At 61.9% G+C, this 25,086-nt stretch carries 20 protein-coding genes; 9 read left to right on the top strand and 11 right to left on the bottom strand.

What is annotated here, in order from left to right; genetic code table 11:
- The first annotated feature begins 67 nt into the window (after positions 1-67).
- A complete protein-coding gene (locus tag R3E82_20825; protein ID MEZ5553338.1) occupies positions 68-1,495 on the top strand; it encodes a M20/M25/M40 family metallo-hydrolase in 1,428 nt (475 codons plus the stop codon).
- Here the strand turns inward: R3E82_20825 and R3E82_20830 are convergent.
- Both R3E82_20830 and R3E82_20835 read right to left on the bottom strand, forming a co-directional pair.
- On the bottom strand, positions 1,482-2,843 hold the full coding sequence (locus R3E82_20830) for an MATE family efflux transporter (protein MEZ5553339.1): 1,362 nt from the start codon (positions 2,841-2,843) through the stop codon (positions 1,482-1,484). The two genes, R3E82_20825 and R3E82_20830, sit on opposite strands and share 14 nt — an antisense overlap.
- Positions 2,840-5,200, bottom strand: a complete 2,361-nt coding sequence (locus R3E82_20835; GenBank protein ID MEZ5553340.1) for a patatin-like protein — start codon at positions 5,198-5,200, stop codon at positions 2,840-2,842. The genes R3E82_20830 and R3E82_20835 overlap by 4 nt, the downstream gene beginning before the upstream one ends.
- Before the next feature lie 187 nt (positions 5,201-5,387).
- On the opposite strand from R3E82_20835, the gene R3E82_20840 reads away from it, so the two are divergent.
- On the top strand, positions 5,388-5,690 hold the full coding sequence (locus R3E82_20840; GenBank protein ID MEZ5553341.1) for a DUF6316 family protein: 303 nt from the start codon (positions 5,388-5,390) through the stop codon (positions 5,688-5,690).
- A 40-nt stretch (positions 5,691-5,730) separates the two neighbouring features.
- Positions 5,731-6,411 carry a hypothetical protein gene (locus tag R3E82_20845; protein ID MEZ5553342.1) on the top strand — a complete coding sequence of 227 codons (681 nt, stop codon included), beginning with the start codon at positions 5,731-5,733 and terminating at the stop codon, positions 6,409-6,411.
- Positions 6,412-6,461: 50 nt separating this feature from the next.
- On the opposite strand, the gene R3E82_20850 is transcribed toward R3E82_20845, so the two are convergent.
- Positions 6,462-8,006: an AbgT family transporter gene (locus R3E82_20850; protein ID MEZ5553343.1), complete on the bottom strand. Its 1,545-nt coding sequence runs from the start codon at positions 8,004-8,006 to the stop codon at positions 6,462-6,464.
- Positions 8,003-8,473: a hypothetical protein gene (locus tag R3E82_20855; GenBank protein MEZ5553344.1), complete on the bottom strand. Its 471-nt coding sequence runs from the start codon at positions 8,471-8,473 to the stop codon at positions 8,003-8,005. The genes R3E82_20850 and R3E82_20855 overlap by 4 nt, the downstream gene beginning before the upstream one ends.
- A gap of 108 nt (positions 8,474-8,581) precedes the next feature.
- On the opposite strand from R3E82_20855, the gene R3E82_20860 reads away from it, so the two are divergent.
- Complete coding sequence (locus R3E82_20860; protein MEZ5553345.1) at positions 8,582-9,751, top strand: PQQ-dependent sugar dehydrogenase; 1,170 nt, start codon at positions 8,582-8,584, stop codon at positions 9,749-9,751.
- Here the strand turns inward: R3E82_20860 and R3E82_20865 are convergent.
- Positions 9,705-12,227: a response regulator gene (locus R3E82_20865; protein MEZ5553346.1), complete on the bottom strand. Its 2,523-nt coding sequence runs from the start codon at positions 12,225-12,227 to the stop codon at positions 9,705-9,707. The genes R3E82_20860 and R3E82_20865 overlap by 47 nt on opposite strands.
- Before the next feature lie 104 nt (positions 12,228-12,331).
- Positions 12,332-12,799: a glutathione peroxidase gene (locus tag R3E82_20870; GenBank protein MEZ5553347.1), complete on the bottom strand. Its 468-nt coding sequence runs from the start codon at positions 12,797-12,799 to the stop codon at positions 12,332-12,334.
- A gap of 71 nt (positions 12,800-12,870) precedes the next feature.
- Between R3E82_20870 and R3E82_20875 the strand changes: the two genes are divergently transcribed.
- The gene (locus tag R3E82_20875; GenBank protein MEZ5553348.1) at positions 12,871-15,387 is read left to right on the top strand and encodes a M1 family metallopeptidase; all 2,517 of its coding nucleotides are present in this window, start codon (positions 12,871-12,873) and stop codon (positions 15,385-15,387) included.
- Between the two features lie 43 nt (positions 15,388-15,430).
- Positions 15,431-16,000 carry a DUF6702 family protein gene (locus R3E82_20880; protein ID MEZ5553349.1) on the top strand — a complete coding sequence of 190 codons (570 nt, stop codon included), beginning with the start codon at positions 15,431-15,433 and terminating at the stop codon, positions 15,998-16,000.
- 27 nt (positions 16,001-16,027) lie between these two features.
- Here R3E82_20880 and R3E82_20885 read toward each other — a convergent pair whose 3' ends face one another.
- The 3 genes from R3E82_20885 to R3E82_20895 all read right to left on the bottom strand — a co-directional run bounded on the left by R3E82_20885 (position 16,028) and on the right by R3E82_20895 (position 19,304).
- The gene (locus tag R3E82_20885) at positions 16,028-16,429 is read right to left on the bottom strand and encodes a MerC domain-containing protein (protein MEZ5553350.1); all 402 of its coding nucleotides are present in this window, start codon (positions 16,427-16,429) and stop codon (positions 16,028-16,030) included.
- A 138-nt stretch (positions 16,430-16,567) separates the two neighbouring features.
- On the bottom strand, positions 16,568-17,971 hold the full coding sequence (locus R3E82_20890) for a Na+/H+ antiporter NhaC family protein (GenBank protein ID MEZ5553351.1): 1,404 nt from the start codon (positions 17,969-17,971) through the stop codon (positions 16,568-16,570).
- A gap of 43 nt (positions 17,972-18,014) precedes the next feature.
- Positions 18,015-19,304 carry an FAD-dependent oxidoreductase gene (locus R3E82_20895; protein ID MEZ5553352.1) on the bottom strand — a complete coding sequence of 430 codons (1,290 nt, stop codon included), beginning with the start codon at positions 19,302-19,304 and terminating at the stop codon, positions 18,015-18,017.
- 277 nt (positions 19,305-19,581) lie between these two features.
- On the opposite strand from R3E82_20895, the gene R3E82_20900 reads away from it, so the two are divergent.
- Both R3E82_20900 and R3E82_20905 read left to right on the top strand, forming a co-directional pair.
- Positions 19,582-20,649 carry a phospholipase A gene (locus tag R3E82_20900; protein ID MEZ5553353.1) on the top strand — a complete coding sequence of 356 codons (1,068 nt, stop codon included), beginning with the start codon at positions 19,582-19,584 and terminating at the stop codon, positions 20,647-20,649.
- Positions 20,649-22,544, top strand: a complete 1,896-nt coding sequence (locus R3E82_20905; protein MEZ5553354.1) for a sulfatase — start codon at positions 20,649-20,651, stop codon at positions 22,542-22,544. The genes R3E82_20900 and R3E82_20905 overlap by 1 nt, the downstream gene beginning before the upstream one ends.
- Here R3E82_20905 and R3E82_20910 read toward each other — a convergent pair.
- Entirely contained in the window at positions 22,520-23,527 is a 1,008-nt protein-coding gene (locus tag R3E82_20910; protein ID MEZ5553355.1) for a LysR family transcriptional regulator, read from the bottom strand. The two genes, R3E82_20905 and R3E82_20910, sit on opposite strands and share 25 nt — an antisense overlap.
- Positions 23,528-23,640: 113 nt before the next feature.
- Here R3E82_20910 and R3E82_20915 point away from each other — a divergent pair, with 113 nt between their 5' ends.
- Positions 23,641-23,988 carry a hypothetical protein gene (locus R3E82_20915; GenBank protein ID MEZ5553356.1) on the top strand — a complete coding sequence of 116 codons (348 nt, stop codon included), beginning with the start codon at positions 23,641-23,643 and terminating at the stop codon, positions 23,986-23,988.
- Positions 23,989-24,180: 192 nt separating this feature from the next.
- On the opposite strand, the gene R3E82_20920 is transcribed toward R3E82_20915, so the two are convergent.
- Positions 24,181-25,086 (bottom strand): DUF1295 domain-containing protein, encoded by a 906-nt coding sequence (locus tag R3E82_20920; GenBank protein MEZ5553357.1) that lies wholly within the window; start codon positions 25,084-25,086, stop codon positions 24,181-24,183.

The following is a 25,086-nucleotide window of genomic DNA, read 5'->3' on the forward strand; positions in this document are numbered from 1 at the left end:
CGCTCCATACCTGACGAGAGCACGAGCAGTGCATTGCGCTAAACTGTGGCCATCACAGGGGAGCCTCATGCACAGACGAACACATCGCCTCAGTTGCCTGTCAGCCATTCACTTCGCCTGGACCGGCCCGCTCGCAATCAGCCTGCTGCTGGCAGCGGCACCGCTCCTCGCGGCGGAGTCAGACATCGAACCTTTCGCCGCCGCCGCACCAGAGCGCCTGTCCGCCTTCATCCAGATCGACACTGAAAACCCCCCCGGCAACGAAACCCGGGGGGCAGAGTTCATCGCCGCCATCCTCGATGAGGCCGGAATTTCTTTCGAGATGGCAGAGTCCGCACCCGGTCGCGGCAACATCTGGGCCCGCCTTGAAGGGGGCGATGAGCCTGCGCTGATACTGCTCAATCACATGGACGTGGTGCCCGCCGACCGGCGCTACTGGTCTTTCGATCCCTACAGTGGCGCTATCCGCGACGGCCACATCTATGGCCGCGGCGCGCTCGACATGAAGGGGCTCGGGATCGCCCAACTGCAGGCATTTCTCGCGCTGCATGCGAGTGGCGCGCGACTCAACCGGGATGTGGTGTTTGTTGCGACAGCAGACGAAGAAGCCGGTGGTGAGTTCGGTGCCGGCTGGCTGCTGCGGGAACATCCGGAAATTTTTGAAGGCGCCGGCTATCTGCTCAACGAAGGCGGTGGTGGCAGCCTGGCAGGCACGACCACCGTGTTCAGTGTGGAGACCACCCAGAAGGTGCCGCTGTGGCTGCGGCTGACTGCCCATGGCAATCCGGGCCATGGTTCCACACCCCAGACCGAAACCGCCGTAACCCGGCTGCTGCGGGCGGGAGACCGGCTCGCGCGCACACAGTTCGTCGCCCGGGTCGTGCCTGCCGTGCAGGCCATGTTCGAAGGCATGGCGCCGTACCAGGAGGGTTCCCTGACCGGCCGCTATGCGGACATCAGCGCTTCAGTGCGGGATGCGGAATTCATGCAGTACCTGCAGCTCACCAATCCGTCCCACCATGCGCTGCTGCGCAACACCTGCTCCCTGACCCGCCTCGAAGGCAGCAGCAAGATCAACGTAGTGCCCACCGAAGCCAAACTCGAACTCGACTGCCGGCTGCTGCCGGACGAAGACCCGCACCGGTTCATCGATGAGCTCGCTCTGATCATCAACGATCCCAACATCGAGATCGAGAAGATCATGGGCTTTACACCCGCCGTGAGCAGCCAGGACACGCCCCTGTACCGCGAAATCCTCGCAGTGTATGAGCGCCACTTCCCCGGCTCGAGCGTGGTGCCGGGCGTGACAACCGGATTCACGGACAGCCATTTCTTCCGTGATCGCGGCATCGTCAGCTACGGCTTCGGGCCCTTCGTGGTACCCGATCAGGACCGTCGCGGCGTACACGGCAACGACGAACGCATCTCAGTGGAGAATATGCAGCGGGGAACCCGGGTGATGTTCGACCTGATTCGGGCGTTTACCCGGGATTGAGTCGCTGGGCCGCCCGGGTGTTCAGGAAGCGTCGTACCCAGACCACGCTGAGCACACCGAGCAGCAGGTTGCAGATTCCGGCGGCAGCAAAGATCCCGCCATAACCGAACCACTGCTGCAGCAGCAGCGCCAGGGGCACATAGAACACCGCCATCCGCGCCACACTCAACACCAGGGGTGGCAGCGGTTTGCCGAGGGCGATGAACGTCGACCCCGCCACCATGGAAGAGCCGAGAAATCCGTAGGTCACCGGTACCAGCAGCAGATACAGGTAGGTGGCTTCGATCACCCCGGGATCCTCGTTGATCGCCCCCACCAGCACACGCCCACTCGCGGCCAGTACCAGGAAGGCAAACATCCCCCAGGCAAAGGAGAACCGGTATGCGAGGCGCTGGGCGCTTTCGATTCGATCCACCAGACCGCGTCCCCAGTTCTGCCCGATGAAGGGTCCCGTGCTCGCCGACAGCGCCATGAGAACCATGGTCGCGAGGGACTCGATACGGGATGCCACGCCAAATCCCGCAACCACCTCGTGACCGAATTCCGCGAGCATGGCCACGATCACTGCCATGGACACCGGACCGATGAGATTGGTGGCCACCGAAGGCACACCGATGCGCAATACCTCCCGCCAGGAGTCGATACGCTCGGCGATCGAACGGGATTCGAAATTCAGCAGATCCATACGCCTGAGAAAAAAGACGGCTGCCAGAAAAACAAGAATGCGGGACAACACGAATCCCCAGGCAGCACCCACCAGTCCGAGCCCCGGCCACAGATCGGGTATCCCGAATATCAGCACCGGGGCGAGCACCACCTGCATGCCGGCACCCACCGTCATCAGCACACCCGGCAGGCGCGCGTTGCCGACAGCACGCATCAGCGTGGTGGCCACCATTGGTATGGCAAATACCGGCAGGCCGAACAGCCAAACCTTCATATACATGACCGCGATCGGCAGGATGTCGTCTTCTGCGCCCAGCAGCACAAACAGCGGTTCGATCGCCCACATCGTGATTCCGGTCAGCGTGGCAACCAGTACTGCAACCAGCAGCAGTGCGTTGGTCGACAATCGACGCACGCGCAGCCGATCGCCTTCTCCAACCACCCGGGCGATGATCGACGCCGCACCCACTCCGATGCCCATGGGCAGGGTGGTGAGCGCCATCACCAGCGGAAAGGTGAAGCTCACCGCGGCCAGCTCCAGAGTACCGATCCAGCCGACATAGACGGTGTCGATCATGGCGGCCATGATCATCGAGGAGATCCCCAGAAACATGGGTATCGTCAGACGGACCAGATGGGGGCCGACGGGCCCATTGGTGAGATCGGCGCCGCTGTGCTTCAACTCCTGCTGCCGGCAGCCATTTCAGCGAGCAGTGCATCCAGATTCGCGAGCAGGTCGTCGCATCGGTACAGACGCTGCTTCTCCCGCTGCACAATCGCACGGAACAGATCCAGGCGCAGCGCTGCCGCGTTTTCAATACCGCCGGGAACCAGATTGTTCAGAAGATCGACCATCCGTTCTGCGCCGTGCAGACGACCCCACAGATAGTCGTGTTCCCGGTAGGCACGATTGAAGAATCCCAGAAAGCCCATGAAGGTCCGGCTGCGCAGCCCTTCGAACACTGCGGAGAGGCTGCGTGCGTCTCTCGGGCTGATCCGTTCGACCCGCAGACGGGTCAGGGGATCCGGTCCCTGTTCCTTCTGCCCCGGCGAATAGAGCAGCACGTCGTATACCGGGAAGCCGACATAATCCGCGACAAACGCTCTGCGCAGATCCTCGGAAGTCAGGCTCTGACAGAGGTGGAAAAACGCCGCGTCGATCTCCTGATCCAGTTCATTCAGATCCATTGATGCACTCAGGGATGTGAGGAGTTCCCGGGTCTGTGCCCGGTTCAGCGGAATCAGCCTTGCGGATTGATAGAGGTGATCGATCAGCGAATCGTCGATCAGCCGGGCTCGCCGGATGTCGAGCAGCTTTTCGAGAAATCCATAGGCGGTGATCTTGAAGCTGCCGAGTGCGTCTTCGGAGATCGCATCGATCGACTCGAGCTCCGCATGCTGATTCAGCCGACGGATCACAAACTGGAGGCGTCGGATCCGGAAGGTGACATCGAAACGTTCCAGAAAGTCGGTCTGCTGCGTCCGCACGATGACTTCGTTGTCCTCTTCCCACCACTGTTCGATGGAAGAGATCATGGCTGCTCTGGTGGATTGCAGGTGCGGCTGCTCGGCCAGCAACACCCATTCCTCCATCAGTGCTTCCGTCAATCGCCAGACCCGTCGCCGCTCATAGGCTTCAAAGGCAAGGCCCAGTTCTTTTGTGGCAAGTCTTGCAACACCTACCCTGAGATAACCAATCTGATCGGCAGACAGCTCCTGGTGCACCTGTCCACTCTGGAGCATGTGTACCATCGCCAGCACCCGCGGTTCATAGGTCTCCACAATGCGACGATTCGCCTGTACACGCTTATCCTGCTCAATGATCTCTCCCAGCTGCTCCACGATCGGCTGATTGCGCGGAATGGTGGACAGTGCGGCCTGCAGCGTACGCAGATAGCTGAGTGTTTTTCCGGATTCGCCGGGTTCGGCAACATTCGGGTCAGGCTCGATATAGACAATGTGGCGATTCACCCGCCGGTCGGCCGGCCGCTGACCCAGTGCCTGTATCGCATCACTGAAAGGTTTGTTGTTGACGATTCCGCCATCCACAAAGTAACGGTTCTTCGGGTCGAATACCTGGTGTGCAGGTCGACCATCCCGGGTGAAAAGATTGTTTTCCAGGAAATTTTTCTCACGGCTCCAGTGGATCCCGAGCCGGTCAATCAGGTTACGCAGCTCATCGTGCCGGAAGGGGGGAAACGCGCCGGCATAAGACGAACTCGCCCGGGCAGCCCAGACCAGGGCCGGCAGATTGTCATCGTGGAAGTCACTGCTCGCGGCAGCATCCGCATGCGCCCGGAAAGAGAGCCGGCAGAAGGCACCATGCTCGCGGTCATTGGCGACCAGTTCTTCGTGCAGACGCGTGCTGCTCGGATAGCCATTGAGATCGGTAATGCTCGAATACACGTCCAGGCGCTGACCGGGTGGCAGCAGGGTCGAATCCGGCCGTCGACTGCGGATCAGCGCCTGGAGCGCTTCGAAAAAGCGCTCCGAGAGCCGCTCTCCGGAAAACGGCGGCTGAAACCAGGACGATCGCACGAGGCGGGCGATCTTTTCCCGGGTTTCCGCATGTCCGCCGATCTCCTTCGGCAGCCACCAGCTCAGCGCCCTCAGCAGCGGATACAGATACCATTTCTGCCAGGATGAGCGATGCGGAAAACCCAGGGATTCGATATCCGCATCGTTGAGCCACATGGAAGTCTGGGCGTCGAGCAGGGCATCCTCGGCAATGGCCTTGCCCAGCATCACGCCGTTGATGGCACCGGCCGAAGCACCCGCAACCACATCCACAACCACCCGCAGGTGGCAGTGCCGGTTCACCCGCTTCAGCAGTTCGAAATAGGCGGATTCGGTGTCCGCTTCGCGTGGATCGAAGAGGTCTTCGAACCGGCTGCTCAGAGCCCTTTCGCGGCCGAGTTCGTGGAAGGCTTTGGAGGCGCGGACAAGCTTATGCAGTTCCTTGGTCACGCCATGCATGTATACGGCGAGCGAGGCGCCGCCGTAAATCACAACCGCCAGTCGGAGCTCCTGCTTGTACATATAGTTGACTCAGCCTTTGCCGCCCACCCGATCGGGGAGGCGACTGACATTTACGGAATCTGCTGGGCTGAAACTCTACCCGAACCGGCAACTGTCGGGATTCAACACCAATTGACCAGCAATCACCACAGCAGAGGTTTTCACCATCAGGCTGCAGATGGCCGGGGAAATCTGCGACAGGAATGTGATGGAAGTCCCAAACAGGAGCAGCCATCGCAACCATACTTCGAATATGAGGAAGAAAGACAAAACCCACGCCACCCATTTCCGCTCCGGCGATCGTCTGTTCTGCCTCAACGGCAACTGGTTTTTCCAGACCCGCGAGGAAGACCATGGTCCGTTTCCGACCCGGGAAGCCGCCTCACGCGAGCTCAAGCGTTATGTAGACGAAATGAGCTATTTCGACAGCGTCGCCGGAGAGGTCAGGGTCAAACCACGCACCAGCGAGCGGGCCTTCGCGGATTTCAAGCTGGTAGACAAGGACGCCTGAACGACCGGTCTCCGCCAGCCTTGACCATTCAGGCTGCAGCATGGGACATTCGAGCGACCGCCTGCTCCGGGACTCCCGTGTGTCTGCACAGCTCCCCGATATCTCCCCTTCGGTGAAAAATCAGCTGGCGCTGCTTATCGCGCTGCTCTTCATCAGCGGTTGCGCCGCCCGGACCGACGTCATCAGTACCGATTTCACCCGTCAGAGCGGACTCTATGTCGTTGCCTTTGTCGACTCACCCGAAGTACGCGCGCAGCTCGAAGATCAGTTTGTGCGCGATCTGGCTGATCAGAACATCCGCGGGGTGGCGAGTCGCACCGACATTCCCGACATCAAGCGTGCCCGGCCATCAGACATGGTGCGGGCGGCAAACCGCCACGATGTGGCTGCTGTGGTGATCATCAACCGGGTGGCTCGAGACGGCACGGGGGGCATCATCGAAAGCGACAGACGGATCACCCCGGACAATCCGGATCTTCACGCCTATTACGAAGCCACCAAAGACGAGCTCGACCTGTATCAGCAGAACGAACCCGTGTTTGCCGAGGTCAACGCATTCTTCGTGGACGGCAACAGGACACGTCGCTTCTGGACCGGAACCACCTGGGCATTCAATGAAGGAGACGCCACTGCCGTTATCGGCGGCATCAGTAAAACCATCGCCGCCGAGATGGCCAGGGTGCGTGACGAAATCCGTTCCTACGATCGACCAATGCGGTGACTGGCGGGAGCGTTTCCACGGACACCAGAGAAAATCCCGTGCAGATTCTGTCAGAGCCCGTAGCTGTAACTTGCACCAAGGCCCAGCGGCAGTCCCACCGCCCAGTAGGCGAGTAGAAACATCGTCCACAGCAGCAGAAAGCCGATTGAGTAAGGCAGCATCATGGCAACCACGGTCCCGATACCCGTCTCCCGCACATAGCGCTGGCAGAACACCACCACCAGCGGGAAGTAAGGCATCAGCGGGGTGATGATGTTCGTCGAGGAATCCCCCACCCGGTAAGCGGCCTGGGTCAGATCCGGTGAAATGCCCAGCTGCATCAGCATCGGCACAAAAATCGGAGCCAGCAACGCCCATTTAGCCGAGGCTGAGCCCACAAACAGATTGATGGTCCCCGTGATCATCACCATGGCGATGATGGTGATGAAGCCAGGCATTGCCGCCGCCTTCAGCCAGCCGGCTCCCTGCAGCGCGAGCAGCACACCGAGGTTGGAGCGGCCGAATTCGGCAATGAAGAGTGCGGCGAAGAACGCCATCACAATGTAGTAACCCATGCTGCTCATCGCCTGAGTCATGCCCGCGATGATGTCCCTGTGGCTTTTCACCGACCCCGAAACATAGCCGTATACGACACCGGGAATGATGAACAACAGGAAGATCAGTGGCACGATGCTGCGCATCAGCGGCGCGGCCGATGCGGCCAGCTCACCATCCGGTGCCCGCCAGGCGGAGGTTTCCGGCCAGGCGCTCAGTGCCAGCGCGCCGATGCCGATTGCCATGGCCGCACATCCGGCGCGCAGGCCGCGTCGCTCTGCCGCTGTCAGAGTCTCCATGCCCTCGCTGCGGGCGCCGTCACCATTCACCGTCAGTCCGCGCAGCCGGGGCTCAACCAGCCTGTCTGTGATGTACCAGCCGAGACCGACGATGAGCAGTGTGGAGGCGGATGTGAAAAACCAGTTGTTGAGGGGGTTCAGCACGATGTCGGGATCAATGAGTTGCGCGCCTGCCTGACTGATGCCCTGCAGCATGGGGTCGAGTGCGGACGGCACGAAATTGGCGGAGAAACCGCCGGAAACTCCAGCGAAAGCCACTGCAATGCCTACCAGCGGATGGCGCCCCGCGGCCTGGAAGATCACCGCACCTAACGGAATGACCAGCACGTAGCCCGCGTCCGCAGCGCTGTGGCTGACGATGGCAACCAGCAGCAGCATGGGCGTGAGCAGTGTCCGCGAAGTCACCGCGAGCAGCGCGCGCAGTCCCGCGCGGATGAAGCCCGTATGGTCGGCGACACCGATTCCCAGCATGGCGAGCAGCACCACCCCCAGAGGGTGGAACTGCACGAAGGTGGTTACCATGGTCGACAGAAAACTGGCGAGAGACGCACCGGTGAGCAGGTTTACCACCGTCACCGGCTCACCACTGCGTGGATCGATGTGTGCGTAGTCGAACTGGGCAAGCAGCGCCGAAAGTACCCACACAGCGATCAGCAGCAGCAGAAACAGCAGTGCGGGATCCGGCAGCCGGTTGCCGACGCGCTCGATCCAGTCCAGGGCCCGCACCTGCAGTCCGCGGGATACGGGAGCCGGGGTGTTCACAGGCTGCCGCGTTGCTGTGCGGTCGACTCAACCTCTCGCTGACGGCCGCTGCCGGCCAGCCAGAACACATAACCGCCGAGCGCACCTGCAAAACCCTGCAGGAGCAGACCGGCCGGACTGCGTGCAGCCGCCACCGGGGTAAGATCCAGTACCTGGCGCATGATCAGATGCATGGCGATCACCGCGACAAATCCCGCGAGCACACAGCCGACCCTGCGCCATCCGGGTAGAAAACGGCTGATCAGCACCGCCACGAGCAGGCCGACAGTGAGCGCGACCGCGAGCAGCGGCGCGTAAGTTGCAAACATGCTGACCTGATCATGCAGGGTGGCACCCAGACGATCGGCGATACTGACATCGACCCCCATCTGACCCAGCGCTGACATTACCGCCTGGGTCGCCGCTGCCGCGCCGACGATGTAGGCGGTGAGCAGTGCGAGCAGAAAGGCACCGAGCGATCGAATCATCTGTTTCCCCTGAACTGCGGCCTGTGGAATCGAGGCCTATCAATGCTGACGACGGGCTACTAGGATAACGGCTTCCTGTTGGCTGTCATCCCTATAGTGCAAACAAAAGTGCAAACAAACAGACTCCTGCTCCCCTGCCGGAACACCACCCGGCGCACCCGGAACCGGTCGCTGGCAGCAGTCGCTGCAGGATTTGTGGCCGCCGCCGCGATCCTTGCTGCCACGGCCGCCAGTGCGTATCGGCTCGAAACCGTGACCGACAATCTCGCAAACCCCTGGTGCGTGGCCTTTCTGCCGGGTGGTGACTTCCTCGTCACCGGGCGCGCGGGAACACTGCGTCGGGTTTCGACCTCCGGCGCTGTCGGGGAGCCGATTGCCAATGTGCCACCTGTTTTTTTCGCCGGCCAGGGCGGCCTGTTCGATGTGATCCTCGATCCGGATTTTCCGGGCAATCAGCGGATCTATCTGTCATTTGCCCACGGCGACATGTCGGCCAACGCCACCCGGGTTGTGCGTGCCCGTTTACAGGACAACAGTCTGACCGACGTAGAGGCCATCTTCACAGCCAGTCCCAGCAAAGACACCCCCCAGCACTACGGCGGCCGGATGCTGTTCCTCCCCGATGGCACCCTGCTGCTCACCACAGGTGACGGCTTCGACTACCGGGAACAGGCCCAGAATACCCGGGCGCTGCTCGGCAAGACGGTGCGCATACGCACCGATGGCAGTCTGCCGGCCGATAACCCCTTCGCGGATGGCAAAGGCGGCCATCCTGCGGTGTGGACCTATGGCCACCGCAATCCCCAGGGCCTGGCGCTGGATCCCGCCACCGGCACTGTCTATCTGCACGAGCACGGCCCGCGGGGCGGCGATGAGGTCAACGTGCTGGCGCCTGGACTGAATTATGGCTGGCCGGCCATCACCTACGGCCTCGACTACAGTGGCGCCTATGTTTCGCCTTTCACCGAATACGCCGGGATGGAGCAGCCTCTGCACTACTGGGTGCCTTCGATCGCACCTTCGGGTTTCGCCGTCTATCGCGGTGATGCGTTTCCGGAGTGGAATGGCAGTCTGCTGGTCGGCGCACTGGTGGATCGGGAAATCCGCCGCCTGAGTTCAGGTGCGGGTGAGAACCTGGCGAGTGGTCCTCTCGAGGAGGAATCCCTGTTCAGTGAAATCGGCGCCCGCATCCGCGATGTACGGGTCGGGCCGGATGGACTGATCTACCTGCTCACGGACGGATCTCCCGGATCGCTGATCCGGGTTCGCGCAGACTGACATCGGCCCGGGCAAGGACTTCCGAGAGCGCCTGCAGGCGTACGGGCTTGGTGAGAAAGTCGTCCATACCGGCGGCCAGGCACTCTTCCCGATCACTCTGCATGGCGTTGGCCGTCATCGCGATGATGTGCGGCTGGCTCATGTCCGGGTTCTCACGCACCAGCCGCGTGGCTTCCAGTCCATCCACCTCAGGCATCTGCACATCCATGAACACCACGTCGTAATGCCGCTGACTGAGCATTTCCACCGCTTCCCGACCGTTTGCCACCACATCGGCTTTTACCCCGAGACGTGAGAGCAGTCCCTGGGCAACCTTCTGATTCACCAGATTGTCCTCGGCAACCAGCACACTGAACCGGTAAGTGTTCGAGGATTCTGCAGGCAGGCGCTCGGGCGGTCCGCCTGCATCCTTCTCCTGTAACAGACTGATCAGTGCATCAGTGAGCTGCCGGGGTCGGATCGGTTTTGTGAAGGTATAGTCAAACAGTTCACCGTGCTGTCCGTCGCCCAGCGAAGAAAGCAGGATGAGCAGCGGCCGCCTGTCGGGGATTGCGCGAAGCGCCCGCGCCAGTTCAACACCGTCCATGCCCGGCATGTGCATGTCCAAAATCAGCATCCGGCAGTCAGTATCTGCCAGATAGGCATCGAGCAGCCCCCGGGGATCCTCCAGTACCCGGGCGTTCATACCCAGCCGGGTCAGATAGCTCTCCAGGACCCGACGATTGGTCTGATTGTCATCGACCGCGAGCACACGGCAACCCCGAAGCGTCTCGAGCGATTCGGTACGGGTACCCGCAGTAACCTGCATCGGCAGCAGACAGCGGAAGGTCGAGCCACGCCCGTACTCGCTGCTGACTTCAATCTCACCACCCATCAGGTGGACGAGTTCCCGGGTGATGCTCAGACCCAGACCGGTGCCACCGAAACGCCGGGTGGTGGAAGCATCCGCCTGCGTGAAAGCATCAAACACCCGATCGATCTGCTCTTTCGGTATCCCCAGGCCACTGTCGATCACGGCGATCTCCAGCAGACAAATCTCCCGCCCCTCTTCAGCAGGCGCAGCCCGGGGTTTTGAATCCTGTTCCCGCACAGCCAGACAGACCTCGCCTCTGTCGGTGAACTTCACCGCATTACCGAGGAGATTGATCACCACCTGACGGATGCGGGAACTGTCACCGATGTAGTGCTCGGGCAGGTCAAGATCCCAATCAAACAGCAGTTCGAGATCTTTCTCCATGGCGGAGGGGAGTACCACGTCGAGTGCGTCTGCAAGACAGGCTTCCAGATCGAAGGCATGACTCTCCAGCTGGATCTGACCCGCGTCCACTTTGGAGAAGTCGAGAATCGAGTTGATGATATGCAGCAGAGACTCCCCGCTGGCACGAATCGTCTCCACGTAATCCTTCTGCTGGTGGTTCAACTCAGTGCCACCGAGAAGCGACGTCATTCCGATCACACCGTTCATTGGTGTGCGGATCTCGTGTGACATGTTGGCCAGAAACTGGGTCCTGGCGGCGGCGGCGGATTCTGCCGCCAGACGCGCTTCATTCAACAGCCGGGTCTGTTCCGCCTGGTGCGAGATGTCCTGCACTGTGCCGAATATTTGCACATCTCCACTCCCGCGCTGGCCGATGACGCGGATGTCGATACACTGACCCTCACCACTGAGAACCGCGCACTGCATCTCGAAGTCGCGCGCGACACCCGACTGCAGACTTTCCAGGTGTGCCAGCAGCACGGGCTGTTCCGCCGGTACCGCCATCATGTCGATGGCATCAGAGATCAGCAGAGAAGGCAGCGGTGGTCGTGCCAGAATCTCCCACAGCGAATCACTGAACTGCAGTCTTCCACCCGGGTAGTACTCCCAGTTCCCGACCCGCAGTACCCGCTGGGCCCGCTGCAGCGTGCGCTCGCTCAACAGCAACCGGTTTTCGGCTTCAAGGCGCTGCGACCTGCTGAGAATGGCGGAAGCAAGGATGAGATAGAGAAAACCGATGAACGGCAGCATCTGGGACAGAAAGAACATGCCGGATACCACAGGCTCCGGCAGCATCAGAACAGTACCGGTAACGTTGATTGCCGCCAGTCCCAGGAAGATCCGCAGGTGCGACACCCGCTGCAGTGTGGCGGCAGCGGCAGCGGTGTAAATGAAACTCTGCAGCGCTGCCTCGAAGCTCAGATTCTGCTGGTAATTGTGGATGGTCTGCGACATGGCACCCCACGCCAGCAGCCAGACCCACACCAGCTCCAGATGCCGGACCGCTATGTGCCGGACAAATGTCAGCCCGACCACCAAGGCGAATCCGGCAATCATCACCCCATACACCGACCAGTCCAGCAGGGTGCGGGTGGTGTAGGTGCTGCCGAGCCAGCCAGCCAGGAAAATGGCCACGACTGCGAGGATGCCGACCGCCCGATAGTGCAGCACAGGATTCGCCAGCAGGCGCTCGAGCAGGATCGGTCGGACCGTCGCCATGTTTTTACCTCTTCTTCAGTCTAGAAGAGGATCCCCCGGGGGCCAGGATTCACACCTGGACCCCGAAGGCAGACGCTGAAACTGTGAACTCTGACCGCCCGGAATCAGCCGAGCAGTTCGGCAATCCGAGCCTCGATCTCTTCCGGGGTGGTTTTCGGCTCGAAGCGATCAACGACCTTGCCCTGGCCATCCACCAGAAACTTGGTGAAGTTCCAGGCGATGTCGCCGGGTTTGCCCTTTTTCAGGAACTCATAGAGATCGCAGGCACCGGTACCATTGACCTCGATCTTCGAAAACAGCGGAAAGTTCACGTCGTACTTCGATGTGGCGAATTCCAGAATTTCGGCATCGCTGCCGGGTTCCTGGGCACCGAACTGGTTGCAGGGGAAGCCGAGTACCGAAAATCCCTTGCTTGCGTGGGTCTCCTGAAGGGTACGCAGACCTGCGTACTGTGGTGTCAGTCCTCAGCGACTGGCGACGTTGACGATCAGGCAGAGCTTTCCCTGAAAGTCCGCTAAACTCACCCGCTCACCATTGATGTCATTCATTTCGATGTTGTGAAAATCGGTCATTGCCATCTCTCCTCGAGTTCGGTGCCCGATCATAACCCCAACCATCCGCCAACAGAACTCAGGTGGTCGCCATGCCCGTCTCTTCACCCTCACTCCCTGCCGCGGTCGGCCCACTGCTCGGACTGATCCTGCTGGCAGCGCTCCCCGGGCTGGCGCCGGCCGACACACTGCTGGTGAAACAGACGAAGGGCACCTTCATCGACAGCTTCCGCCAGCTCGAGGACATCTGGCCGACACCCAACATCTACCGCACCGCGTCCGGTGCACCCGGGCACGCCTACTGGCAGCAGCAGGTCGACTACCGGATCGAAATTGCCCTCGATGAAGACGCCCGCCAGCTCAGCGGCTCGGAAACGATCACCTACCACAACCGATCACCAGACTCGCTTCGCTATCTCTGGCTGCAGCTGGATCAGAACCGTTTCAGCGAAGCGTCGATGGATGATCGCACCCGCACAATCGCCGAGCCGGGTAAGCTGACATTCGGTGAACTGCGACGCCTGCAGTTTCTGCGCGACTTCGACGGCGGCCACAAAATCACCCGTGTGGCCGCCGGCAGTACACCCCTGGCCCATGCTGTGGTTGGCACTCTGTTACGCGTCGACCTTCCCGAACCACTGAAGCCCGGCGCCAGCACGAAGTTCAGCATCGACTGGCACTACAACATGGTGGAAGAGGACGCCGTGAACGCCCGGGCCGGTTACGAGCACTTCCCCGAAGACGGCAACGACATATTCCTCGTCGCCCAGTGGTATCCACGTCTGACCGCCTACTCCGACTATGAAGGCTGGCATAACAAGGAATTCCTCGGTAACGGCGAGTTCACCCTGGAATTCGGTAACTATGATGTTTCCATCACGGTGCCGGCCGACCACATCGTATCGTCCACCGGCGTGTTACAGAATGCGGGCCAGGTACTGAGCAGCGCCCAGCGGGCACGTCTCAAGGACGCAGAGAACGCTTCCCGCCCGGTGTATATCGTGACACCGGAAGAAGCACTGGAGAATGAAAAGGATCGCGCCACCGGGACCCGTACCTGGCGTTTCAAAGCAGACAATGTAAGGGATTTTGCCTGGGCTTCTTCCCGCAAGTTCATCTGGGACGCCCAGGGCTACCAGCAGAACGATCGCGACACACCCTTTGTGATGGCCATGTCCTTCTTCCCGAAAGAAGGTGATCCGCTGTGGTCGCGCTATTCCACCCAGGCGGTGATTCACACCATGGAGGTCTATTCCCGGTTTTCGTTTCCCTACCCCTATCCGACCGCGCAATCGGTCAACGGTCCGGTGGGCGGTATGGAATATCCGATGATCACCTTCAACGGCCCGCGCACCGAGCTGCAGGAGGATGGCGAACGTACCTACTCCCGGGGCGAAAAGCAGTTTCTGATCGGTGTGGTGATACACGAGATCGGCCACACCTACTTTCCGATGGTGGTCAATTCGGACGAGCGTCAGTGGACGTGGATGGACGAAGGCCTGAACACCTTCCTGCAGTTCATCGCAGAGCAAGAGTGGGAGGTCGATTACCCGTCCGAGCGCGGAGAAGCACGCTGGATCGTCGATTTCATGAAAGGCGATATCCAGGTTCCGATCATGACCAACTCCGAGTCGCTGCTGCAGTTCGGCAACAACGCCTATGCGAAACCGGCCACCGCGCTCAACATACTGCGTGAAACGGTGATTGGCAGAGAACGCTTCGATGTAGCCTTCCGTGAGTATGCACAGCGCTGGATGTTCAGGCGTCCAACGCCCGTCGACCTGTTCCGGACCATCGAAGAGTCTTCCGGCACTGACCTCGACTGGTTCTGGCGCGGCTGGTTCTATTCCACCGACCATGTGGACATTTCCATCGATCGGGTGACTCATCTGAAAGTGAACACGAAAAACCCCGATGTGGAATATCCCTGGCTGCGGGAACAGTATCTCGACGAACCCGTTTCCCGCACCGACCTCAACAATGCCGCCGAAGGGAAGCCCAAACGTACCGAGCGCATGCCCGAACTGCTGGATTTCTACAACGAAAACGATCCCTTTACGGTAAGTAACAAGGATCGCAACGCCTATGCCGAGTATCTGAAGAGTCTCGAGGATCCGAAAAACAGCACACCGGACTGGAAAAAACGCGTGCTGGAGAAAGCGATCGCGGACGACCTGAATTACTACATGCTGGAATTTTCCAACCGCGGCGGTCTGGTGATGCCGATTATCCTGCGTCTGCACTATCAGGACGGCTCGGCTGAAGATCTGCATCTGCCCGCCGAGATCTGGCGGCGCAACGCAGCCCAGGTCAACAAACTGATCGCCCGCAGCGGCGTTCTTACCGGTGTCGAAGTGGACCCGCACTGGGAGACTGCTGATGTGGACCAGTCCAACAATCACTATCCACGACGCATCCTGCCGTCGCGCCTGGAACTCTTCGATATGCCCGATGCACCCACACCCATTCCCGAACGCGACCTGATGCAGGACATCAAGACCGAGTTGAAACTGGATGGATCCAAGACCGACGGGCCGGATGCCGCCCCGCTGCGTAAAGGCAGTGCGGATGAAGCGGTGCCCATGCTCAAATCCCCTCCGTCAGGCTGATATGTCCCGTGACCGGTACCCTGGCGCGCAGAGTGTTGAGCTGATGCTGCGACCCGTCGGATGCTCAGCGCTGCGCTCACTGATCGCGGTAGCGCTGGTGCTGTGCACAACCTTCGCTGCAACAACCGCAGACGCCCATCGCCTGCGTGTCGCCATCACGACCCTGCTGTTCAACGACCACAGCGGCCGCATCGAAGTCATGCACCGCTTCTATCTGCATGACGCCGAACACGCGCTCACCGAACTCATGGGCCGGGGCGCGGATCTGTTCGATTCGGTGGAAGATCGGCAGCGGTTCGCTGTCTATGTGCATGAACGCTTTGAACTTGGTGTCCTGGACGACTCCGACACGCTGAACGGCAATAAAAGTCCTGATGAAAATGTGCGGCCACTGCCGCTGCGGCTGATCGGCGCCGAAATCGAAGACGACTCCCTGTGGGTTTACCAGGCCATCGCCCTCCCGGCTACCCCCATCTCCGGGCTGCAGGTGAGTCAGCGCGCGCTGCAGGACATCTGGCCGGATCAGGTGAACACGGTCAACATCGAACGCAAGGGACGGATCTCCACCCTCACCTTCCGAGCCGACACGCCGACTCAGTCGATCAGATTCTGAGGCGCCCGGCGCTCACCCGGCCAGCGATCAATGGGCCGGTTCTGAATGGGAATGGGCCACACGGCAATTGCGGATATTGCGCAGATGGGCGACGGTGACCAGCACCACCCCGATCAGGGTCAGCGGTATCTCCAGATCTTCAGCAAACAGGTGCGATACACCGAGAAACATGAGGGTAAGGCCGATTCCGCCCGTCCAGCTCGCGAAGCGATCCCCATGATTGCGATACCCGCGCACAAACGCCCAGATCGACAGCGGCACCGCGAACGCGAGCAGCACCCAGTGCACGAGAGTTTCGGTACCCGTCATCCAGGTTGCCAGCACCGGCGCACCGAGCAGCGCCAGCGGTAAAGCCAGGCAGTGCACCAGACACAGAGCGGAAAGGGCGATCGCCAGACGATCGATTTTGTGGCTGTGAACGTCGCTCACCTGGAAGAATCCGCACAAGCGCAAAAAGGGAGCGGGTTATACCACGGCCTCCGAGGGCCTCGCCAGTTTGCACCCACGTGCCACACCCGCAGTGTCCGTCCCCGGATCAATGTCCGTGTATTGCCCGATGCCTCCCTGTCAGCTCCAGTAGCCAATTCCCAGATAGGCCAGCAGACTCAACACGCCGATGAGAAAGGCGTACGGAATCTGGGTGCGGATGTGATCGATATGATCTGATGCCGCTCCGGTGGACGCCAGAATCGAGGTGTCTGAGAGCGGCGAACAGTGATCGCCAAACACGCCGCCGCCTGCGACGGCCGCCACGGTGGCATAAACGAGGGTACCGGTGGTATCGCCGGTAAAAGTGAACGCGATCGGTACGGCGATGGGCATCATGATGGCAAATGTGCCCCAGGAGGTGCCGGTGGAGAAGGCGATCACCCCGGCAATGAGAAAGGTCAACGCCGGCAGCAGCGCCGCTGTCAGCCAGCCATCAGTGGCGGAGACGATGTACTCGGCCGTTCCAAGTGCTTTCGACAGGTCATTCAACGCATAGGCGAAGGCGAGGATGATCACCGCGGGCATGACACCCTTGATGCCCTGCATGGCGGTCTTCATCACATCCGCGAAGGGTATGCCCTGGGCCCGCATGATGACGCCCGCGATCACTGAAGACAGCAGGAAGGCCTCCATGGTGAGCGCCGAACGGGTCAGTATGAATGAGCCGATACCGACGGCAATCACCACCGCCACCGGTACAAAAAAATTCCACCACAGGCTGGTACGCACGCCCGGATAGGGTTCGATCTCAGTGAGCTCCTCGCCCATCAGCGGGTCCGCACCATCCCGCAGGACCTGACCGGTCGTCTGCGCCCGCTCTTCCGCCGCGCGCATCGGCCCGAACTCAGGGATGACCCGAGCGGCAATCGCGCCCACCATCAGCACCGCCAGCAGCGCGTAAAAATTGAACGGAATCGAAGACACGAACACACCCATCGCATCCTCAGGCGTCTGCACCGGGCCCATGCCGATCAGCAGACCGGCAATGAACACCGCCCAGCCCGTGATCGGCACCAGTACGCTCACCGGTGCAGAGGTCGAGTCGGCGATATAGGCAAGCTTCTCCCTGGAGATGTTGAAGCGATCAGACAGTCCCCGCATGGTGGAGCCGACAAACAGTGGACTGAAGTAGTCGCTGAAAAACACGAACATGCCCATGAACCAGGCGATCAGCTGCACGCGCACCCGGGTCAGGCTCAGGCCTTCCACCCAGGCGCTGAAATTGCGGATCGCGCCCGTGCGCTGGAAGAAAGCAATGGTCACGCCGATAAACAGTTCGAGCAGCAGGATCCAGGAAAACGCCGTGGTGCCCAGGGCGTTCTTGAGCAGATCCGGAAAACCCATCAGCCCCTGACCCGCTGCCAGCACCCCGACAAGGCAGGCCACGGCGAGGGAGAACACGGTGTTGCGGGTAAGAAAGGCCAGCAGGATCGCAACGCTGGCGGGCAGCAGTGACAGGGCGCCGAACTGGGTTACTTCCATGCCTGTCGATCCACCCTGTTTATCGGTGCCGTGGCGGCATCCACTACTGTTCCATACCACCGGTTCTCAGTTCGAGCCGCGAGATCAGATTGAAGCCGAGGCGTCGCAGCGGTTCCGGTGGCATCCACCTGGCGCGCCCGAACAGTCCGGCAATATCGGGTGGTGTGTGACCGGCAGCGAGTTCGGCCAGCGCCGTGCCGAAGAGTGTGCCTTTCACCACCCCGCCGCCGTTGCAGCCCGCCGAGACGAACAGTCCCGGTTCAACCTCTCCCCAGATCGGTCCGCCATTGTAGGTAAAACCCGTGGCGCCACCCCACACGGAAGCAAAGGGCGGCAGTTCGAGCTCCGGAAACCGTCTCGCGAGTGCAGCGCGCAACTGGGCGCTGACCTGGGCCGTGGGCCGTTCTCTTTCGTAGCCATAAAACGAGCGCACCAGCAGGCGTCCATCCGCCGTGCGACGCAGGGTGCTGCCCAGCCGATGCGCCGGCAGCAGCCCCCAGCGGGTGTCTGCTCCCAGGGTCGCGAGTTGCGAGGCGCTCAAGGGCTCCGTCAACCCTGCGTAGGTATACATGGCCACCATGCGCGATGCGCCGACGCCAAGTCCTTTCGCGAAAGCATTGTTCGCCAGCATCACGGTCCGCGCACGCACCCGGCCTGCATCGCTGCGCAGACACCAGTGTCTGGCTTCACGCTGGAGCTCGCGCGCCGGACTGCGCTCGTAGATCGATACGCCGGCCGGGAGCGTCGCAGCCAGACCGCGTATCAGCGCGGCCGGCTGGGCCAGATAACAGTGGGGCGAGTACAGGCCGGCAGCATAGAAGCCGGTGCCGATGCGCGAAGCCAGCTGCTGCCGGTCGAGACGCTCCCAGGGCAGGCCCATCCCTTCGAGAAATTGTTCATAGCGCCCGAGGGCCTCGATACCGGCCGCTCCAGCGGCCGCGCGGTAGGTGCCCGTTCTGTGCAGGTCGCAGGAGGGGGTGGCTTCCCGCACCAGCGCTGTCATCTCCTCGAGGGTTGCGCCGATGAGCCGATTGCATTCCCGCATTCGGGTCAGCGCCTGCGGGTCCGCATCGTCCGCCAGGGCGATCTCCAGCAGAAACCCCGAATTGCGCCCCGGGTTGCCCTCACCCAGGTCACTGGCATCGACAATGACCACCGAATCATCCGGGCGCAGAGCAAGCCAGCGCCGCGCCGCGGCAATGCCGGTGTAGCCCGCGCCCACAATTGCCAGGTCGCAGCTGATATCACCAGCCAGCATCCGCACGCCTTCGCGCTGAGGCAGCAGAGCGTTCCATCCCGAAGGACTCAGATAACTGGGGTGACTGGCAGACATAGACGCTCTCGACAACGCTCCTGTTGCAGGGCTCCGCTCGAACCTGCTCTGCGCAAAGGCGCCCCAGCGTAGAGAGCCGCTGAGGAACTATCAACTTTCCTCTGGTTAACACCCTGCACCGGTGCGCGCAGTAACGACGGAGACGTTGATACTTGATCGGTGCCTCCCTAGACTCCCGAGGCCGTCGCGATTTCCGGACAGGGTGGCCTGCACTGCTGACCAGCCCGACTGACTTCATCTGACGGCCTGCGCCGTCTGCCACTCCGAGACTCGAATCATGGACGAACGATCCCGCCTCACCCTGTTGCCTGGCGTTCTGGCACTCACAATCTGCCTGGCATCCCCTGCTCTGGCGGACACGGACTCCGCTGCACTGGATCCCTGTCTGCTTGCGGAATTGCAGACTGCGATAACCATGGGTGCTGACGAACTCACGGTGGCTGAACTGCGACTGCGCTGCACACCACCACCGCCATCGCTTGCCGCAGATGCAGATGCAGATGCAGACAACCGGACTGCAGACAGCCCGATCAAAGAAACGGTCGTGGCAGTCGAAGAGGGTGCTTCCCTCAAGGACCAGATTGCGGCAGAACAACAGAGTCTCGACCGTTCCTACAGCCTCACCCCGCACTGGCCCAACTATCTGCTGGCCTACAGTTACAACCGGGAATTGAACAACTCGGGTGACGCCGCGATGAGTGATGGCGGCGTCGACCAGGAGGAAACCCTGCTGCAGGTCAGTGTGAAATTCCCCCTGTGGCGCGAGGTCCTGGGCACCAACAACGATCTGCTGTTCGCCTACACCAGCAAGTCCTGGTTCCAGGCTTACAACAACGCACTGTCGAAACCCTTCCGGGAAACCAACTACGAGCCCGAAGCCTTCTGGCGTCACTATGGGGGACCGAAACTGCTGGGGATCGAGGTGGCGGGCTGGGATCTCGGTTATCTGCACCAGTCCAACGGTCGCAGTGAACCGCTCTCGCGCAGCTGGGACCGGCTCAACGCCAGACTGGGCCTGATCCTGAATTCCAATCTCTCGGTGCTGCTGCGCGCCTGGTATCGGCTGCCGGAGAGCGACGATGACAATCCGGATATCAACGACTACCTCGGATACGGGGATCTGCGCGCCATCTGGGCGCCGAACCGCAACACCTTCACGGCGATGTATCGTCCCGGCACGGAAAAAGACGCGGTCGAACTGACCTGGAGCTATCCGATCAACGATCACTTCCGCATCTACGCACAGTATTTCCGCGGCTACGGCGAGAGCCTGATCGACTACGATCACAAGGTGGAGCGCTACGGCATCGGTTTCAGCATCAACGATTACCTGCAGGCCCGCTGATGAACTTATGCTCCGCAGCCGCCCTGCTGCTGTTCGCTCTCAGCGCGGTGCAGGTCACTGCCAGCAGCGCAGGTAACCGCGCGCTGGGCAAGTCGACGCTCATCCCAGATGCGGCCACCGCAACGACCACTGCGACGACACCAGCCACCGGGCAATCGATGGCAGCCCGCCGACCCAACATCCTGGTGATCATGGCCGAAGATCTGGGACCCCGGATCGGCGCTTTTGGCGACAGGTTGGCCAGCACACCGAACATCGACCGTCTCGCCGCGACCGGGGTGCGGTTTCCCAACACCTTTACCGCCGCCGGTGTCTGCGCCCCGAGCCGTGCAGCGTTCATCACCGGCGTGCACCAGAACACCCTGGGCGCGCAGCACATGCGCACCTCCACCTCTCCGCTAGGCGCCTATCTCGCCGTGCCGCCGCCGGAAGTGAAGGCTTTTCCGGAACTGCTGCGCGCGGTCGGCTACTACACCTTCACCGATCGCAAACTCGACTACCAGTTCAGCGGCATCTTCGCCGGCACCGGACCTGCCACCATCTGGGACGCAGAAGGGGTGGGCGCGCACTTTTCCGGCCGTGCCGCGGATCAGCCCTTTTTCGGCCTGCTCAATCTCTTCATCACCCATGAGAGTGCGACTTTTTCCAGCAGCCGCCTCGAGGCTGCCGGTGACACCGGCGGTGCGGCAGTGGCTCGCGCGGCCGAACAGGCCCGGGCGTCGCTGCCGGTCCGCACCGACCCGGATCAGGTGAGCGTGCCGCCTTATTACCCGGACACCCCGGAGGTGCGCGCCGAGATCGCCACCTTCTACGACAACGTCGCGCTCATGGATCTCGAAGTGGGACGCATACTCGGCGATCTGGAAAACGCCGGTCTGCTGGATTCGACCATCGTGCTCTGGACCACCGACCATGGCGATGCATTACCCAGAGCCAAGCGGGAGCTGTTCGACTCCGGCATCCGGGTGCCCCTGGTCGTGCACTGGCCCGTGCACCTGCGGCCCGCGGCTCGTGCACCCGGTTCGGTGGATGCGCGGCTGGTCAGTTTCGTGGATTTCGCACCCACACTCCTGGCATTTGCCGGTGTCGCACCGTCGCCCTTTCACCAGGGCGGCAACTTCCTGTCTGACCCACCGCGCCGCTATGTGTTCGCCGCCCGGGATCGGGTGGACGAACAGGTCGATCGTGTTCGCGCTGTCCGGGATGCACAGCACAAGTACCTGCGCTTCCATCTGCCCGGCACCCCAGGGGCCTATCCCATCGCCTATCGCGACAATCAGGTGATCATGCGCACCCTCTGGGATGAGCTCGCTGCTGGCCGGCTGACACCGACTCAGCGTCTCTGGTTCGAACCGCGTCCACCCGAAGCCCTTTACGATCTGGCCCGCGACCCCCACGAAGTGAACAATCTCGCGGAGGATCCGGCCCATCGGCAGACCCTGGAGCGCATGCGCGCCGCCCTCGATGACTGGCAGCAGCGGGTGCCCGATCTCGGTGCCGGCGATGAGGCCGGTATGCGTGAGCGCTTCTGGCCCGGCGGGGTACAGCCGGTCACCCGGCCGCCCGAGCTCGAAGTCGAACCCGATCGGTCGCAGACCGATCTCGGGAACTCGACCACCGGCACCAGTACCACCGGCACCACTAGCGCCGGGATCAATTCCACCGGGGCACCAGGTGGCTCCACCAGAATTCTGAGTGCGGCCTCCAGCACCCGGGGAGCGTCGCTGGCCTTCCGTCTGGAGGGCCAGCCCTGGCGCCTCTATACCAGGTCAATGGCGGCGCCGGCGGTCCCGGTGGAATTCAAAGCCGTGCGTTACGGCTACCGGGAAAGCGAGTCTGTGACCTACCGGCCCGGCCCGCCCGGGGCTGATCAACCCACTGCGCTTTCGCCCTGATGAACGGCGCCGCCTGAAGCAACGATTACTGCGCCGGCCCCATTCCGGGTCGCGGCACGGGCATCGGGTCCCGGAAGTTTTCCGCCGAAGCGGGCTTCCAGCCCGCTCGCCAGACATTCGAAGGTCATGCGCAGAAACTGCTGCTGACGCATGGCCGGTCGCGCCACCAGCCAGATTTCTGAATATACAGGCCCCGGGGCGTCCGCAAAGATCTTCCGCAGGCCGGGCCGGGCCTCGCCGAGATAGTCGGGAATACCGACCACGCCCCAGCCGAGCTCCGCCGCCTTGAGCTGGGCCCGCAGGCTGTCACTGCGAAAGCCGATCCGCTCGGATGGGATGGCCACGCCGAGTTGCTCGACGGCCGCCGCGAAGCGCTGCTCCGAGGCACCATCCACAAACCAGTGCTCGTCCAGCCGATCGAAGTGCGGCGTGCCGTTGCGCTCGATGTAGGATTCCGCCACCCAGGCACCCAGAGGCAGGGCGCCAACCCGGCGACACACCAGCTCGCTGTGCACAGGCCGCACGTGGCGTATGGCGATATCTGCTTCCAGATCGAGGAGATTCAGCAGCTGGGGAGAGACTTCCACTTCGATCTGGCGCTCCCCGGCCGCCGGATCCTCGCGCAATGGCAGCAGAAGTTCAGGCACGAGATCGGCAAGCAGTTCCGACAGGGTGATCCGCACCCGGCCACCGGTGGTGGTCCGGGCCAGCTCGCTCACCGACTCGAAGGCGGCCGCCTGCCTGCGCATCTGTGCCGCCACCTCGGCGAGACGCTCACCCACATCGTTGATTTTCAGACCCTGACCGCCGCGCTCGAAAAGCACCACACCGAGCTGGGATTCGAGCTGCTGGATGTGCCGGGCCACCGTGGGGTGTGCAAAATTCAGCACCCGTGCCGCACCGGCGAGACTGCCCTGCTCCACCACCGCGACGAAGGTTCGCACCAGATTCCAATCCAGTTCCTGGCCGGACTCACCTCGCATAACCCGCTCCCGGGACCTGCACAATCAGGAGAGACCGGTTCTACGTTACTTTTATTCCCAGGTCAATGATCAATTGTTACTTTAGGTAACACCATCAAGCAGGAATTTCGATCATGACCAAGCCCCTCCTCGTCGTCGCCGCCTTCGCATCCACCTTGTCCCTGTCGGCCTTTGCTGCGGCACCGAGCAGCCCCAGCGAGTATCGCGGCTACAGCGCCTGCCTCGCCAGCGTGCCGAAGCAGTTCGAGACCCTGACCCCAACCCGCGACTATTACCTCAGCCGCACGGCCGAGGGCCGCACCTACTACATCAACGCCAGGCACTGGCACGACGGTGAGTGGGTGAGCGTCGGCCTGCGCTGCGATACCACGGTAAGCGGCCGGGAAGTGCTCTCCAGCACCGTCACCGCCAATCGCTTCGCGATTGCCGATCGTCGCAGCGTGCAGGTCGCAAGCCAGTAATCGGCCCCGGCGTCCCGGTCTGAGTCCGGATCCAGACGGCCGTGGTCGGGACCGGAGGCGGCCCCCGACCCGGCCGGCAACCCTCGGCACAACGACAGTGGCACCCCTCCGCGGCTGTCGTTGGCCACTCTAACCGTCCTGAGGCAACCGTCTCAGGACGGTCTTTTTGGATATTTCAGAGAAAGTGATTGCTCACTTTCCACGCTTCAGTACTCCGTAGGGAAGCAGTCGTGGGACCCGTTCGCAATAGCGGTCATAACCACGCTTGTCTGCCAGCAGCTTGCCTTCGATCATCGGGATGCTGATCCCGAGGAACAGTCCCGTCATCGCCAGGGCACCGGCGAACGTCCAGACCAGCGACCCGCCCGCCGCCCAGCCGAACAGCCCCAGAGCGACCCAGAAGCCAATCTCCCCCAGGTAGTTGGGGTGCCGGCACCAGGCCCAGACCCCGTCCTGAAGCAGACGGCCCGAAGTCTCACCCCCAGCCGCTGCTGCGCCTGCCCGGAAACGGTGCAACTGCAGATCCGCCCGGGTTTCCAGCGCCAGCGCCCCGAGCCCGACCGACAGCGCAATGAGGTCCACCGGGTTGAGCGGCCCGCCGGCGCCGGCCAGCACGACATACAGGGGCAGACAGCCGACAAACACCAGCACCGTGGGAAAGCCATGAATACCCAGCAGGCTGACCAGCCCGTACCAGCGACCCGTCTGCTGCTGCAGATTCCGGTAACGCCAGTCTTCGTGGGGCAGCCCCTGCCAGCCCTGAGCCCAGTTGAGTGTCAGACGCACCGACCACAGCCCCACCAGCCCGAGCGCAAGCAGCACCCGGGCATCCAGCGGAAACCCGACAAGCCCCCACCAGTAGAGGCCGATCACCGGCGGCGCCACACTCCAGTAAGGGTCATAGAAACTGGCGTTGCGGAATGCCAGGCTCCAGGCGAACACCACTGCCGTGGCCATCAGATCGGCCACGGCGACGACGAACAGACCCGGCGGCCAGCCCGCCGGACCGGCCTCCGGGGACAGCAGCACCACTACCGCCGCTGCCACCAACAGTGCGCTTAAATAGGCAGCGGTAACCAGAGTGAGTGCCCACTTCAC

The sequence above is a fragment of the Pseudomonadales bacterium genome (assembly GCA_041395945.1).
Taxonomy (GTDB): domain Bacteria; phylum Pseudomonadota; class Gammaproteobacteria; order Pseudomonadales; family Azotimanducaceae; genus SZUA-309.